Annotated in this window: 13 protein-coding genes; 1 reads left to right on the top strand and 12 read right to left on the bottom strand. The window is 44.7% G+C overall.

Features of this window, described 5'->3' with window-relative positions:
* Positions 1 to 11: 11 nt before the first annotated feature.
* The gene (locus tag ABXS78_RS03180; RefSeq protein WP_366248888.1) at positions 12 to 1,316 is read right to left on the bottom strand and encodes a CitMHS family transporter; all 1,305 of its coding nucleotides are present in this window, start codon (positions 1,314 to 1,316) and stop codon (positions 12 to 14) included.
* Between the two features lie 202 nt (positions 1,317 to 1,518).
* Between ABXS78_RS03180 and ABXS78_RS03175 the strand changes: the two genes are divergently transcribed.
* Positions 1,519 to 2,133, top strand: coding sequence for an RraA family protein (locus tag ABXS78_RS03175; protein ID WP_366248887.1), 615 nt, complete (start codon positions 1,519 to 1,521; stop codon positions 2,131 to 2,133).
* Here the strand turns inward: ABXS78_RS03175 and ABXS78_RS03170 are convergent.
* From ABXS78_RS03170 to ABXS78_RS03120, 11 genes are all read right to left on the bottom strand, one after another.
* A complete protein-coding gene (locus ABXS78_RS03170; RefSeq protein WP_366248886.1) occupies positions 2,126 to 2,977 on the bottom strand; it encodes a LysR family transcriptional regulator in 852 nt (283 codons plus the stop codon). The two genes, ABXS78_RS03175 and ABXS78_RS03170, sit on opposite strands and share 8 nt — an antisense overlap.
* A gap of 29 nt (positions 2,978 to 3,006) precedes the next feature.
* Complete coding sequence (gene acnA, locus ABXS78_RS03165) at positions 3,007 to 5,712, bottom strand: aconitate hydratase AcnA (RefSeq protein ID WP_366248885.1); 2,706 nt, start codon at positions 5,710 to 5,712, stop codon at positions 3,007 to 3,009.
* A gap of 133 nt (positions 5,713 to 5,845) precedes the next feature.
* Positions 5,846 to 7,318, bottom strand: coding sequence for an L-arabinose isomerase (gene araA, locus ABXS78_RS03160; protein WP_366248884.1), 1,473 nt, complete (start codon positions 7,316 to 7,318; stop codon positions 5,846 to 5,848).
* 12 nt (positions 7,319 to 7,330) lie between these two features.
* Positions 7,331 to 9,025, bottom strand: coding sequence for a ribulokinase (locus ABXS78_RS03155; RefSeq protein WP_366248883.1), 1,695 nt, complete (start codon positions 9,023 to 9,025; stop codon positions 7,331 to 7,333).
* A gap of 12 nt (positions 9,026 to 9,037) precedes the next feature.
* Entirely contained in the window at positions 9,038 to 9,736 is a 699-nt protein-coding gene (araD, locus tag ABXS78_RS03150) for an L-ribulose-5-phosphate 4-epimerase (RefSeq protein ID WP_366248882.1), read from the bottom strand.
* A gap of 154 nt (positions 9,737 to 9,890) precedes the next feature.
* Positions 9,891 to 11,306, bottom strand: a complete 1,416-nt coding sequence (locus ABXS78_RS03145) for an amidohydrolase (RefSeq protein ID WP_366248881.1) — start codon at positions 11,304 to 11,306, stop codon at positions 9,891 to 9,893.
* Positions 11,307 to 11,430: 124 nt separating this feature from the next.
* Positions 11,431 to 11,778: a PTS lactose/cellobiose transporter subunit IIA gene (locus tag ABXS78_RS03140; protein ID WP_245840342.1), complete on the bottom strand. Its 348-nt coding sequence runs from the start codon at positions 11,776 to 11,778 to the stop codon at positions 11,431 to 11,433.
* A 12-nt stretch (positions 11,779 to 11,790) separates the two neighbouring features.
* Positions 11,791 to 12,123 (bottom strand): PTS sugar transporter subunit IIB, encoded by a 333-nt coding sequence (locus tag ABXS78_RS03135; protein ID WP_095223347.1) that lies wholly within the window; start codon positions 12,121 to 12,123, stop codon positions 11,791 to 11,793.
* Positions 12,124 to 12,239: 116 nt separating this feature from the next.
* The gene (locus ABXS78_RS03130; RefSeq protein ID WP_366248880.1) at positions 12,240 to 13,577 is read right to left on the bottom strand and encodes a PTS transporter subunit EIIC; all 1,338 of its coding nucleotides are present in this window, start codon (positions 13,575 to 13,577) and stop codon (positions 12,240 to 12,242) included.
* An 88-nt stretch (positions 13,578 to 13,665) separates the two neighbouring features.
* The gene (locus tag ABXS78_RS03125) at positions 13,666 to 15,537 is read right to left on the bottom strand and encodes a BglG family transcription antiterminator (RefSeq protein WP_366248879.1); all 1,872 of its coding nucleotides are present in this window, start codon (positions 15,535 to 15,537) and stop codon (positions 13,666 to 13,668) included.
* Positions 15,538 to 15,658: 121 nt separating this feature from the next.
* Positions 15,659 to 16,246 (bottom strand): type 1 glutamine amidotransferase family protein, encoded by a 588-nt coding sequence (locus ABXS78_RS03120; RefSeq protein WP_366248878.1) that lies wholly within the window; start codon positions 16,244 to 16,246, stop codon positions 15,659 to 15,661.
* Between the last annotated feature and the right edge of the window lie 25 nt (positions 16,247 to 16,271).

Raw genomic sequence — 16,271 nt, 5'->3', positions numbered from 1 at the left:
TCATTCCTTTATCAAATAATGATACCGAAAAGTATTGCGACTAGTATCATGACTACGCTTGTACCGACTGCCCATTTTAGGATGAATTTCTGATGATCACCGAATTCTACACCAGCCATCCCTACTAGCAAGTAGGTGGAGGCAATTAACGGGCTCATGGCATGCAATGGCTGTCCTAGCACAGAAGCTCTGGCGATGTGTACTGGGTCCACTCCGTAAGCAGCAGCGGTTTCAGCAATGATTGGCAGGACACCAAAGTAATAGGGATCATTCGCCATAAAGTAAGTCAGCGGCATGCTAGTTACAGCTGTAATGATTGCGAACCAGGAGCCGAACTGTTCAGGAATGATCGAAACCAATGAACCAGCCATTTCATCGACCATATGCGTACCAGAAAGTATACCAGTGAAAACACCCGAAGCAAAAATAAGGGAAACAACGATCAAAACGTTAGGTGCATGTGATTCCATCCGTTTCTTTTGTTCCTCCAGATTAGGATAATTAACGCACAGCGCTATTCCAAATGCAATTACAAAAAGAACAGGAAGCGGAAGGACACTAGTGACAAGTCCAACAATCAATAAAACAGTGAGTACAAAATTGAACCAGATAAGCTTTGGACGCTTAGTCGAGCTGCCTGCCTCCAGCGTTGCAGCTTCCTCGGTGCGCAAATCATTCATAAATCCAGATTCCAGCTCGATGATGCCCAGCCTTTTCCGTTCTTTTTTTCCAAGGATGAAGGCTGTAAGGAATACCCAGCCTAATCCAGCCACCATGACAGGGATAAGCGGCGGGAATACCTCTGACGCATCCAGATTCAAGGAAGAGATTGCTCTTGCTGTCGGCCCGCCCCACGGAACGATGTTCATGACGCCAAAAGCCATCATCGCTGTGCATGTCAGTACAAGCGGATTCATTTTAAGTTTCTTATAGAGCGGGAGCATGGCAGATACTGTGATTATATAGGTTGTGGTCCCATCTCCGTCCAGCGCAACCATTGTTGCTAAAACTGCTGTACCGATGACAACCTTTAACGGATCACCCTTTACGATAGTCAAAATTCTATTTATCAAAGGATCGAACAATCCAGCATCAATCATAATGCCAAAATACATAACAGCAAACAACAGCATGATCCCAGTCGGAGCTACCCCTATAAGTCCATCCAGAATCATCGGTCCAAGCTTCAAGCCAAATCCTCCTATAATAGCGAAGATGATCGGTACTAAAATCAGTCCCAGCAAAGCCGATAAACGTTTCGTCACAATAAGCAGGATAAACATAAACATCATCGCAAACCCTAGCAATGCAATCATTTCCAACCCACCCCTTCTTTGTAATCGCTTACAAAGAATATATAGGATTATGTTAAGAGACGGAAATATCGTATATTCATCCATAGCGATAACAATTAGTTATCAGTATGAAGTTATGTGCAGGTATAACTTTAAACTATTTAAAGTTTACTAGATTCAGCAGTATACTAGGTATAACACAAACTGGAAGGAGCAGATGGTATTGGATAATATTCTGGAAAATCTCAGTCAGCTAACGACTACAAGCCTATCTGATGCATTGGATATAACGCACAATATGAACAGTAACATCAAGCCTCTCAATCCTGCTCACAAAGTATGCGGCAAGGCATTTACAGTAGATCTGCCTGCTGGAGAGAACAAGACGTTATTCGAAGCAATAAATGAAGCAGGCGAGGACGATATTCTTGTATTAAGCTATAAAAATGAAACACGTTATGCATTTGCGGGAGATTTCATTATCGGCTTGATGCAGACACTAGGTATCCGAGGTGTCGTTGCAGATGGCGCAGTGAGGGATTTACACGGCGTCTTAGATCTTAATTATCCGGTATTCTGCCTTGGGACAACGATGGCCGCTGGGAAAAAGAATATTCCTGGAACAATCAAATCGACTATTTCCTGTGGCGGAAGTATTGTCAGACATGGCGATTACATTGTCGGTGATGCAGATGGTGTCATTGTCATTCCGCAGGATAAGGTGAACGACGTCATCCAGACCGCATCGGAAAAGCTGGAAAAAGATCAAATCCGAGAAGAAAGATACGGAAAAGATCAGGAAAGTGTTCGCGTCTACTTAAATAGTGTCATCAATTGAGCAGCATGCCGATGAACTCGCCAGATGGTGCATTCAAGCTGCTCTTTTCAAAATAGATCCACGTATGGATTTCACAAGGCTTTTTATCGTCCAATAGGATATCATCCAAAAATATATGTTCGTGACTGCTCAATGCCAGCTTCGGAAGGATGGCGTAGCCCAGCCCTTGTACTACCATTTCTTTGCAGGAGTCGATGTCATCGACCTCCACGCTGATTGCAGCTTTTTGACCGTAGTTTGCATCCCACCAGCCAGCAATGAGTTCCTCCATCTCCTTATCCATCCGATAGTGGATTTGGGGAAGCTTGGGAAGGTCAGCTGCGTCAATCCTTTCCCTCGAAGCAATGCATAGTCTATCCGTAAACAATAACTCCTTTTCGCCTTTCCAATCCGGTAATTCAGCCTCCATGATAGCGAGTTCAATCTTGTTATGTATAAAAGCTTTTTTGATTTCCTTATTCCAGTCCGTAACGATATCCAGAGATACGTCAGGATATTTTTCTTTATAGATTTTCAAAATAGTTGGCAAGCAGTATTTTGCATACAAATTCGTCGTACCAAGACGCAATGTCCCGCTTACCCTCACTTTTAGCTCCGCTAATTCTCTTCTAACTAACTCATACTCTTCCAGCATAGTGCCCGCACAGGAAACGATATAGCGTCCAAAATCCGTCAGAATGATTCCGTTGCTTTTCTTCTCAATGATACTTGCTCCGAAAAACTTCTCAATCTTTTTCAATCTTTTCGTAACGGAAGGCTGTGAGATGTACAGTAATGACGCTATTTGTGTAATATTCTGATATTCTTTCAAATACTTCAGTATAAGCCAATCTCTCTCATCCAATCCGTTTACCTCCTTGCTAAGAAGAGGGTTCAGACATGCGAACCCTCTTCTTGCTTCATGAAGTACTCAAACATATGGGGTAAGATGCCCCCCTTGAGATAATATTTCAGATCAATGATACTGTCCAGCCGTACAATTGTATCGAATTGGACTGTCGAACCATCTTTCCTAATCATCTGAACGCTGCATAATTCTTTCGGTCTACTGCTGCTGGTAATCTGCTCAAAGGTAAATGTTTCTTCTCCGGTGATTCCCAGCGTGTCTGCAGAGCTGCCTGGCGTGAACTGTAAAGGCAGGATTCCCATTCCGACAAGATTGCTGCGATGTATTCGTTCAAAGCTTTCAGCAAGCACTGCTTTTACGCCAAGCAATACCGGGCCTTTTGCCGCCCAATCACGAGAGCTCCCAGTTCCATACTCTTTTCCTGCTATAACGATCAAAGGTGTTTGTGTGTTTTTATAAAGAGTAGCAGCCTCGTAGATGGACATAGTTTCTCCGGAAGGAAGATACCTTGTAAAACCGCCTTGCTTTTCAGGCGCAAGCTTATTATACAATCGCGGATTCCCAAAAGCAGCCCGTTCCATAACCAAATGATTTCCTCTTCGTGACGGGAAAGAATTGAATTCAGATCTTGGTACGCCTTTCGTTTTGAGATATCTTCCAGCTGGACTATCCACCCGAATAGCGCCTGACGGGGAGATATGATCGGTCGTAATACTGTCTCCTAAAAGCGCCAGTACTTTTGCATTTTCTATTCTCTTTCCGGGCTCAGAATGGGCAGCTTCATTAATGAATGGGGCCTCTTGAATATATGTGGAACTGTTATCCCAGTCATATAAGGCGGCATCCGGGGAATCCATCGCGTCCCATTTTGGATTCAGTTGATCCATATTGCTGTACCTTTCCTCAAACATTTCCGTTTTGATATAGGTAGCGATATACGCTTCGACTTCCTGTTTATCTGGCCAAAGGTCCTTTAAATAAACTGGGCTGTCATTTTGAGTATATCCTATCGGATCCTTTGTGAGGTCCTTATCTATCGTACCCGCTAAAGCATAAGCTACGACGAGAGGAGGAGAAGCAAGATAATTCATTTTGACAAGGGGATGAATCCTTCCTTCAAAATTGCGATTGCCGGAAATGACAGAAGCAGCAGGTATACCTGTTTTTTCGATGTATGCTTCAATGTCTTGATCCAAAGGACCTGAATTACCGATGCACGTTGCACACCCGTATCCAGCAATGTGGAAGCCTAATGCTTCCAGATCAGAAAGCAAGCCCGAAGCGCGTAAATAATCTGTCACAACTCTAGATCCTGGTGTGAGCGATGTTTTTACATGCTTTGCAACCTTCATCCCTAACTGCCGCGCTCTTTTGGCAATAAGACCAGCCTGCATGAGCACATGGGGGTTGGACGTATTAGTACAGCTTGTAATCGCTGCTATCACGACGTCACCTGGCTTAACAGCATTATCATATCGTTCTCTATTATTCTCTTTCATTTCGAAGCCGCCGTCTTCCAAAGGCTTATGCAGCAATTGTTGATAGTTGTGCTGCACTTCCCCCAGACTTATTCTGTCTTGCGGCCGCTTAGGCCCGGCAAGTGATGCCTCCACCTTTGCCAAATCCAATGCAACAGTATCTTCATAATGTATACGTTTACTTTCTTCGTCACTGTAAAACAATTTCTGCGCTTTGTAATATTGTTCTGCCAAATGTATATCATGCAGACTTCTGCCGATATAGGCTAAGTACTCAAGCGTTCGTTCATCCACCGGAAAATAGCCCATTGTTGCGCCGTACTCTGGTGCCATATTCGCAATGGTGGCACGATCAAATACTGTCAGATGTTTCACACCCTGACCGTAGAACTCTACTATTTTTCCGATGACACCTTTCTTTCGGAGTATGCTCGTAATCGTCAAGGCTAAGTCTGTGGCAGTAGCTGTGTCTGACAGCTCACCCGTCAATTCAAAGCCGACGACTTCCGGAATCGTTGAATACAAAGGGAGCCCCAATATAGCAGCTTCTCCCTCAATGCCCCCAACACCATATCCCAATACTCCTAAACCATTGATCATTGTTGTATGAGAATCTGTTCCTACTAGTGAATCAGGAAATAAAACTGTTTCCTCGCCCACCTGTTTTCGTGCTACTACGGACGACAGGTACTCCAGATTGATTTGATGCATGATACCAGTAGACGGCGGGAAAATGCGGAAGTTATCGAAAGACTTTTTTGCCCAATGCAGAAAACGAAACCGTTCTTTATTTCGTTCAAATTCCAAGTTTTCATTCAGCTGAATGGACTCTTTTACGCCATAGTAATCGACTACCACGGAATGATCCACGACGAGATCGACCGGGATTTGCGGATTTATTTTATGTTCATTGCCTCCAGCACGACTGACAGCCTGTCTTAATGATGCTAAATCAACAATTGCCGGAACACCTGTCGTATCATGCAGCAGTACACGCGCAGGCTTAAAAGGGATCTCTTGATCATCTTTCGTATTGTCGGCTAATAATGCTTCTATGTGCTGGCGGGTGATTGCACTGCCATCATAATTCCGGATCATGGATTCCAGCAGTATTCTCCACGTATAAGGTAAACGTGCCACATTACTCTGAAAATGATTATCTACCTTTTGAAGGTCATAATATGTGTATCTGTTTCCATCAAAATGCAGGATGGATTTCAGACTATCACTCATTGTTTCTATTCCGGATGCCATAAGGATACTCCTCTCCTCTTGCTTAGGTGTATCATAATGCATCTAAACGATGAATAAAAATATCGGTTTTTTATAATTAGATATAACAATTGGTTATAATCGATACAAAGAAAAAGACCGGCATAAGCCGATCTTATTTCCATAAAGCCTGGTTCCACTGCAGTTCTTTCCGGAATTGCTTCAGAACTGTATTATTATCAATCGTCACACATTCGATGCCGACCAATTCCGCAAAGTCCTCCAGCTGTTCTGCTGTCAGTGCAAACGAAAGCGCCGTATGGTGGGCGCCGCCTGCATAGATCCATGCTTCTGTAGCTTCACTTAAGGACGGTTGCGGCTTCCAAAGTACTTTGGCAACCGGCAGATTCGGTGTGTCATTTTGCGATTCGACTGCGTCCACTTTATTGATGATCATACGGAAACGTCCACCCAGCTCGATGATGGAGACATTGACCGCTTCGCCAGCGATGCCATCGAATACAATTCGGGCCGGATCTTCCTTCCCACCGATGCCAAGCGGATGCACCTGGATGGACGGTCGATTCACTGCCACTGTCGGGCAGACCTCTAGCATATGGGAGCCTAGAATCAGTTCATTGCCTTCTTCTAAATGATATGTGTAATCCTCCATGAAGGACGTTTTCTTATTATTCGCCATCGCCTTCAGCAAGCGTACGAGTGCTGCTGTGCGCCAGTCTCCTTCTCCGGCAAAGCCATAGCCCTGCGCCATCAGATGCTGGACAGCTAGACCCGGGAGCTGCTTCATACCATGCAAATCTTCAAAGTTAGTGCTGAATGCCTGATAGCCACCGCGATCCAAGAAACGCTTTAACGCAACTCCAATGCGTGCCTGCTCCCGCACGGAGGCTAGCTGATCTTCTTCTGTCGGGAGATCATAGGCTTCCTTATATGCTCCGAGCAGCTCCTCTACATCTGTATCGGAAACTTCCTTCATCTCGGCAACAAGATCGCCAATACCGTAATAATCGACTGTCCAGCCGAATTTGATCTGTGCTTCGACTTTATCACCGTCTGTAACTGCTACGGTGCGCATATTATCGCCAAATCGAGCTACTTTGATTTGCTGGCTTTCATTGAATCCGACGGCAGTTGTCATCCAATCTGCAACCCTATTTTGTACTTCTTTATTGCCCCAATATCCTACAATGACTTTTCTGGCTTTATTGAGGCGTGTTCCCATGAAGCCATACTCGCGATCACCATGAGCGGATTGGTTTAAATTCATAAAGTCCATATCTATTGAATCCCAAGGCACATCACGGTTGTATTGCGTATGCAAATGCAGCAGTGGTTTCTGTAATGTCTTCAATCCGCCGATCCACATCTTTGCAGGTGAAAATGTGTGCATCCAGGTAATCAACCCGGCACATTCCGGATCCGCATTCGCCTCCAGACTTACCCGCTGGATATCAGCCGCATTCGTCAGCACTTCCTTAAACTCGATCGGAAACGGCAGCGATCCTTGTTCATTCAGCTTATTTACCAAATCCTCAGAGTTCCTTTGTACCTGATTGAGCGTTTCTTCTCCGTATAAGTGCTGGCTTCCTGTCACGAACCAAAATACATATGGTTTTACTTGCAGCATGATAGCTCCCCCTTATTTCTGTACTGTTAGTTTTCTTTCAGACTGTGACCGGATCGTTTTTAGACGCTTCATCACATCGTTGGCTCCCCTGCCGAAGTAATCATGCAATGTGTTATATTCCTGATAAATCAGCTCATAGATTTCAACATTTTCCGGTATAGGCTGGATGACTTCTTCCTTCACTCTGGCCATTCTGTCAGCCGCATCAAGGATGCTGTCATACCCGCCTGCTTCTGCACCAGCAGCTACGGCACCGAACATAGCAGCTCCGACAGCTGGCGTTTGTACAGAATCGGCAATATAAATTGGTCGGTTCGTCACATCTGCAAAAATCTGCATGAGCAGCTTATTCTTCTGCGGTAAACCGCCACATGCATACAGCTCCTCAACTGCCACTCCACTTTGATGGAAAGCGTCTACAATTTTCCGCGTGCCGAATGCCGTTGCTTCGAGTAATGCGCGATATACTTCTTCCGGCTTTGTCGCCAGCGTTAACCCTAGCACCACACCGCTTAATTCTGTGTCAACGAGTACAGATCGGTTGCCGTTCATCCAGTCCAGTGCCAGCAGCCCAGTCTCCCCAGGGCGATACGTACTAGCTCGCTCCTCCAGCCATTGATGCACATTTTGTCCGGCAGCTTCCGCCTGACGATGAACATAAGCCGGCACTTGCTCATCGACGAACCAGCCGAAAATATCTCCTACAGCTGACTGCCCTGCTTCATAACCATAGTAACCCTCAATTATGCCATCCTCGACGACACCGCACATCCCTTCGACCGTCCGCTCTTCTGTCCCAAGCAGCATGTGACAAATGGAGGTGCCCATTGCCATCACGAGTTTACCAGGAGTTACGACACCCATTGCCGGAACTGCCGCATGAGCATCGACGTTTCCTACTGCAATTGCAATTCCTGGTGATAGATTCATAGAGGCTGCAAATGAGTCTTGGAGTTCTCCAGCTTTTGTTCCGAGCGGATAAACCTCTCCTCGCAGCTTCGTATCAGCCAAATCCCGCATTGCCGGGTGCAGGCTTTCGAAGAAGTCCGCAGTTGGATATCCGTCTTGCTTATGCCAAATTGCTTTATATCCAGCTGTACAGCTATTTCGTTTCAGTTCTCCGGTCAGCTGAGAGATGACCCAATCTGTAGCTTCGATAAATTGATCGGCAGCTTCATATATTTCAGGAGCTTCATCAAGAATTTGCCAGATTTTTGGTATCATCCATTCTGAGCTGATTTTTCCGCCGTAACGAGCAAGGAAGGCCTCTCCACGCTCGCCGGCAATTTCATTCAGCTTATTTGCTTCTTCCTGCGCAGCATGATGCTTCCAAAGCTTCACCCAACTGTGTGGATTGTCACGAAATGCCGGATCAAAGCACAACGGCTCCAGATTCACATCTACCGGCAAAATCGTACAAGCAGTAAAGTCAATCCCGAGTCCGATAACATCTGCCGGATCTACCCCAGCAGCCTGCATCACAGCTGGAACTGATTGTCGCAGTACATCAAGGTAGTCCATCGGGTGCTGCAGTGCCCATTCATAGCCAAGCGCTTTATCTAAATGCGGCAGTTTAACATCCATTACACCATGACGATATTCCGTCACGTGCTCCGCCACCTCCATCCCATCTTTAAGCCGGACGAGGACTGCTCTGCCGGATTGTGTTCCATAATCAATTCCAATTGAAAATTTGTCCGTACCCATGGAATCTCCCCCCTAATTGGTCTGTCCGTAGTATGCGTCAACGCCGTGTTTTCGTAGATAATGCTTATCCAGCAGATGCTGGTCCATATCCTCCACCTGCTGATCCAGCTGATAGGACAAATGTGCAATCTTTGCCACTTCTTCCAGCACTACAGCGTTATGTACCGCTTCGGCTGGTGTTTTTCCCCAATTGAAAGGCGCATGTTTGTGAACGAGCACACTCGGTACCTGGTTTGGATCAAGCCCCTTCTTCCGGAAAGTCTCGACAATTACATTGCCTGTCTCCAGCTCATAGTCCTGCTGTATCTCTTGTCCGGTCATCGGTCGGGTACAAGGGACAGTTCCGTAGAAGTAGTCCGCATGAGTTGTGCCAAGAGCAGGTACTCCTTTACCAGATTGCGCAAAGGATGTAGCCCATGTAGAATGCGTATGGACGATTCCGCCAATATTTTCGAAATGCTTATACAAAACCAAATGAGTCGCTGTATCCGACGAAGGCTTCATATCACCTTCAACTACTTCGCCGTCCAGATTGACAACTACCATGTCCTTTACCGTCAGCTTCTCATATGCCACACCGCTGGGCTTAATGACAACCAGTCCGGCATCCCTGTTGATACCGCTTACATTTCCCCACGTAAAAGTTACCAGCTCATGCTTAGGAAGGTCCAAATTCGCTTGAAGCACCTGTTCCTTTAATTCCTCCAGCATCAGGATCACCTCTTCTTGTACGTATATTTGATTTCATATTGTGATTTTACCTCAATATGTACGTACAATCAATTACTTTTTCTCAACATAAACGTACAAGTTGCATAACTTGCATAAAAAAAGAAGACATTTCCGAGAAAATGTCTTCTTTAGATTAATTTTTTCTTTTTATAGGAGCTGGTTTTGTATCAGACGGTATCAATGATCTATACGTTTCTCCATCTAGATTAGCCTGGTGCTCTGCTTTTATTCCTTCCAGCAGCTCTGGCTTTTCCAGCAATTCAACCGCAGATGCTGCTAAAACTTTACCTGTGAATAGCATTCCCTTATGGGCGATGGATGTTTTACCTTGCGTAACAAGCTGCCAGCTATGGAACGGTGTTGCATAAGCACAAGTAGTGACATAGATCTGACCTGTCGGGACAAGCCAGCTGACGTCACCAACATCTGTTGATCCTTTGAAGAAACCTGGTACTCGAGGGAAGTCTAGAATACCCTGTGCGATCACTTTATTATCATTTTTCTGTATCACAGCTTTTTCTTCAGCGCTGAATGTTTGCTGTACCTCTTTGGCAAATGCCAATTCCTCTTCCGAATAAGTTGGTGCATCGGTTGCTTTCAAATGCTTATGTATCAGCTTTCCTAGCGTTTCATTTGGAATCAAATCCGCTGAGGCCGCATCGAATTTAATTTCCAATTTGGTACCTGTCATCAAGGCTGCTCCTCTTGCAACGTCTTTGACGCGCTCGAGAATGTCTTCGACCTGACCCATTTTCGGTGCTCGGATTTTGTAAAGTACCTCCGCATTTGGCTGAACAACATTGGGACTCATTCCACCAGCATCAGTAATTGCGTAATGCAGCTGCCCTTCTGGAATGATATGCTCCCTTAGGAAGTTGGAACCGATGTTCATCAGCTCGACTGCATCCAATGCACTTCTGCCGAGGTGCGGACTGAATGCTGCATGACTGCTTGTACCGGTAAAACGGAAATACACTTGGCATGTTGCTAGCATTCTAGCATGATAGACCTGATTTTCATCCCATGGATGCCAAGTCAGTGCCACATCTACATCATTGAAAAGACCAGCTCGAGCCATAAAAGCCTTCCCGCCTCCGCCTTCTTCTGCCGGACAGCCATAATACCGCACTGTTCCTTCCAGCCCGGTTTCTTCCATCAGCTGCTTTACTGCAATCGCAGCAGCCATCGCACCTGTACCAAGCAGGTTATGTCCGCAGCCATGTCCGTTGCCGCCTTCTTCTATCGGATCCTTTGTTGCGCTGTCTGCCTGCTGGCTCAAACCAGACAATGCATCGTACTCGCCTAGGAATGCAATGACAGGCTTCCCGCTTCCGAAGCTAGCAACAAAAGCAGTCTCAATCTCACCTGCATTTCGCTGTACTTCAAAACCTTCTTCTTCCAATGTCATCGCTAGTATTTCAGCAGATTGGATTTCTTCGTATCTCGTTTCTGCAAAATCCCATATTCGATCGCTGACAGCAGTCAGCTTGTTACTTTTGCCTTCCAGAATTTCCGATATTCTCGTGTACAGATCATGACTTGTTTGCAATAGAGGTTCCTCCTGATAGTGGAATTGTCCCCCCCATTATAACATTTATAATTCTGAAAATTTAGTCGTTTATCTGTAAATGAAGAATAGACTCAACCAAGCGGCTTGAGTCTATTGCTTTCCATTATTTTGAGTGTTGATCAATTTTGACCGGAAGTAACTCTGTACACAGTGCCAAAAATTCACTCGCCATTATCTTGATAGTTTCACTCGATAACATCTGATCCTCCGCATGTGCAAGCAGCAGTGAAAATGGCAGCATTTCCCCTGTTGCTTCTCTTTGAATAAAGGAAACATGCACTTTATGAATCTGATTATATGCTTTATCTCCTGATGCCATTGCAGATTTTGCTCCCTCAAAATCCCTTCCTCTTGCCAAACGCATGGCTTCTACGTAATGACTGCGAGCATCCCCCGCATGCGCGATAATCTGGAAGGCTGCCTGCTGCATTTCTTCTAATGTCTCTTTCACAAGAGCCCCTCCCTATTGTCGCTGACTTGCTAACTGCAGCGCTTTTTCCAATAACTTCTCTCCATCAGCAGTGCCATACAATTTTACATCCATTACATCCACGGGAATACCATATGGTGCTGCTCGTTTTTCTGTCGCTCGTTTAGCAAATCTAACCTGAGGACCTAGCATGATGACAACCACTTCATCATGATGTGCCTGCAATTCTTCTTCTATTGCCCCTTCCGGGATAGCGTAAATATAATACTCTTGCTCTTCACCTAAAGCATCTGCTGCCTTTTTCATCTTTGATACAACCATCGATGTTGACATACCTGCTGAGCAGGCTAGTAAAATTCGCTTCATACTGTTACCCCCTATTATTTGTATTCCTTATCTGCACAGTCCAGTAACCTTGAATGTACTTCAACATGTGCCGCCTGTTTAAATTCGATGAATGACAGTAGAATAAAATCCATTACCTACACTATCTTGGTACTACTTTCATCTTGGTTACCTTCATCTATTCTGCGGGTGCGGTTCGCAATGAAAATGAAAGGCAGATATATCAAAATGGAAGCAGCTATACAAATCAATTGGGTAACAACCGCTCCCCAGCTTCCGCCTGTAGATAACCATGCATTAATGATCGGCGGCGTTGTCCAGGGAACCATGACAACAGCTTTATCTGCAAATCCGATAAATGTTGCGATATACCCAATTGTACCCGTAATTAACGGAGTAATGATGAATGGAATCGCCAGAATTGGATTAAGCATGACTGGTACACCGAAAATGACAGGCTCATTAATGTTGAACACACCCGGTCCTGCGGATAGCTTTGCAATACTGCGCATCTCCTGCTTTTTCCCGGCAATGAATATCGCAGCTAGAAGTCCAATTGTGACGCCAGAGCCTCCGATATTCATGTAAACATCCCAGAAAGGCATCGTGATGATATTCGGTATTTCCTCACCGGCTGCGTAAGCATTCATATTGACTGCTATAGACCCGAGCAAAAGCGGCTCCCGTATCGGCTTGATCATCTGGTTCCCATGAATACCGATTACCCAGAAGAATTGAGCTACGAACATTAGCAGTAAGATTCCCGGCAACCCTTGGATAGCAGACTCCAAGGGACGCTGTATCAAGTTATAGACTGCTTCATGTAAATAAATTCCTGTCAAACGATGGAAGGCAAACCCGAAGCTGGCAATAATCGTTACCGTGATAATCGATGGAAATAAAGAAGCAAAAGATGTCGTTACATTGGATGGAACACTATCAGGCATTTTAATAGTAAGTTTATCCATCTTGGAAAACCAAGTGAATAGCTCAACAGATATGAGAGCAATGAACATGCCAAGGAAAAGACTTTTCGGATCTGAGAACTCCCTAGCTAATACATTGACCACTTCCTGCAAAGAACCGTCGACCTCCAGAAATACCGTTGTTGGTATGACGGAGATATACGAGATCAAGGCCATCAAGCCAGGGAATAATGATTTGTGCCCATTGATTCTCCCAAGCTCTATCCCGATCAGTACAACTGCTGCAATGGTAATGAAGTTCAATGTCGCATAATTTATTGCACCCATGATTCCTTGTAATTCAGCTAAGAATGAAAACATACTGAAGGCTGCTAAACCAGTCTCTGGATCCAGAATCATATTCTCGACCAGGACTGCAAACGCACCGACAATAATGACCGGCATTAAGGTGACGAATGATTGCTTAATCGCCTTTATGTGCTTCTGATTGGATATGGTATAAGCTACGCTTTCCAAGGCACCTGTAAATTTATCCATTTTCTTGCCCATCTGACTCTCCCCCTTCGCTTATACCAGAGTCTATTATAAAAGCGCTTACATTTACATACATTGTTTTTCCTCATTCATAGGAAAACTATCAGCTTAACAGGGGGAGACAGGCTGCCAAATCCTGTGCTTGTATAAGCTGTTTCACTCTCTGTCTATCTTCAATGAAAACGACCATACTTTCATAAAGCTGCTGCAAACCCTCATTATATTGTTTTGGTATGCAGAAAAGGAATATGACTTGTACTTCGTTTCCGCCCCAATCAATTGGCTGCTGCAACGTACAGCAGAGCACCGCCGGTTCATCCATGACTGGATAAATAGGATGCGGTACTGCAACGAGATTTTCCTGGAATGTCGGAGCCATCTCTTCTCTTTCCTTTATAAGTTCCAGTAGATTAGATGGGACCACGAAGCGATTTTCCATTTCCGCAACCAGAAACTGCAAAACATCATCCCGTTTGGTAAAGGTTTGTTGTAAAAAGATATGATCGGCCCGGATATAGGCTGAGAGGGTTTGCTTTCTATCCGTCAGAATACGTTCAATCTGACCTGCATCAGACTCCCGCAGTAACGTATGAACATTAACAATTGGTGTAGAAAGTGTACTCGGCAACGGCACAGTGCTGATTATAAAATCAATATCTTCAAGTGACCTTCTTTGTAAATCTGCAGCACTGCACGTACCAGCAACTTCCATCCTTCCGCTAAATCGGGCTCGCAATTTATAGTACAGGAGCTGCGAACTAGCTATCCCAGTTGCACATACGACCAAAGCGCGTTTCTTCACACGCTGACTTTCTTGTCGCTCCATTGCAGCTCCGACATGCAAAGCTAAGTAGCCTAGTTCATCTTGATTAATCGCTACATCTGTCAGTTCCTGCAATTTCTTCCCCATCAATACGCTGGCATCAAACGCTTCTGGATATGCTTGCTTGATCTCTGAAAGCATTGGATTCCGAATCGTGAGTCCGTATTTGAAGCGGTTCAATGCTGGTTTAAGATGCAGAGCAATACCACAGAGCAGCTCGTTATCCTTTGAAAGCGCAAGCTGCATATGGTCATCCACGATACGCAGCAGCTCTATCGAGATTTCCATGACGTGGGGATCCACTAGCTTCGTAAAATCTTCCACTCCTTTTTCTTCATAAGAAACCGACTTGGCTCCTAGTAAATGCATTGTCATGTATACAATTTCATCTTTTGGCAGGTCTACTCCCAGTACAATCCCAACACTTTTAGCAAGCTTTTCTGCCACTTGGTATTCCTTCGATCGAGTAATAGATTCCTTATCTGATTGGGATATATCTGCCACTAAACCTGCATCCATTCGTTCACTAGCAATCCAAATATGAATTACTAGATTATCCACACCTATATCCGTTACTAATGTATCTTCTTCCTTGAGTACTGAAACTACCAACTCCCGAAGCTCTTGATACCGTTTATCCTTAAGCCCAGGCAAAATGGCGTCTGATTCAAGAAATGAACGATATGCATTTCTCAGCTGTCTTTCTGATCCAACGACACGTATCCCATATCTCGGCTTTGTGATAACACCCAGACCTCTGGATTCCAAATCTTTTTTTAGCACTCTCAGATCATTCTTAACGGTAGATTCACTAACATACAGTGTTTCTGCTGCTTCCTCTACTTTCAAGAAAGTCTTCCTTTGCAACAGCAGCAGAGCTAATTTTGCAATACGGTCGGTTTGATCCTCCATCTCTTGCGTCTCCATTTTCATGCGATTATAGGCTTCCAGATCATGCACTGTCAGTCTATAACCCTTCCCCCTTTTCGAATCGATGGCAGCTCCGAAATTGGATATCGTACTAGACAATACGCGCATATCAGCTCTTACTGTTCTCGCTGTTACGCCTAGCATACCTGCAATCTGTTCACCAGTATACTCGTCCCCGCGTTCCATCAATTCAAGAATTTCAATCTGCCTTTTTGACAGCAAATTCTATCACCCCTATCTATTAATCAGCTCATACATAACGATCCCGACTATATAAACTTATATACCATAGAAAAAAGGCATATTTAGTAAATGCCTCCTCCTAATGTCACAAAAAAGCGCCCTACTTCGAAAAAGCAATAGACCCTTCTTTAAAAAACCTATACCACGTATCAATCTTCTCGTCTTCCCGAACAGCCAGCAATTTTAAGATATCTTGCGCAAATTCCAAAGGTGCAGTCCCATTCGCAGTAATCAGGTTCTCGTCTCGGACTGATTGCGCATGAATATAATAGCTATCATTACTATAATTTGGAGCGCCTTCTTTCAGATTTTCCAGGCTGTTACTCGTATGCTTCCTGCTATCCAAAAAACCATATCTTCCAAGGAAAACAGTTGCATCACAAATGGCTGCCACAGGAATACTGTTTTTAACACAAAGTGCAACCAGCTCTTTTACTGGGACAGTTTCGGGCTGTCTCCATGTGTTTCCGCCAGGCAGGATAAGCATGTGAAAGTCGACAGTCTTTACATCTGCCAAACTATAATCTGGGAGAACCCTGAATCCTCCGATAGATGAAACTGGCTGTCCATCCAGCGTGACGGTCTTTACGTGATACTCTGAATGCGGTGCTTGCAGTTCCGCCGCTACATAGCTTGCTTCCCAATCTGCGTATTGATCGATAAGAAAGATAAGGACTGTTTTTTTCATTCATGCATCCTCTTTTCTACTAGTT

Origin of the sequence: Terribacillus aidingensis, assembly GCF_040703035.1 — a bacterium.
Classification (GTDB): domain Bacteria; phylum Bacillota; class Bacilli; order Bacillales; family Amphibacillaceae; genus Terribacillus.
This window is presented reverse-complemented; position numbering and strand designations above follow the sequence as displayed.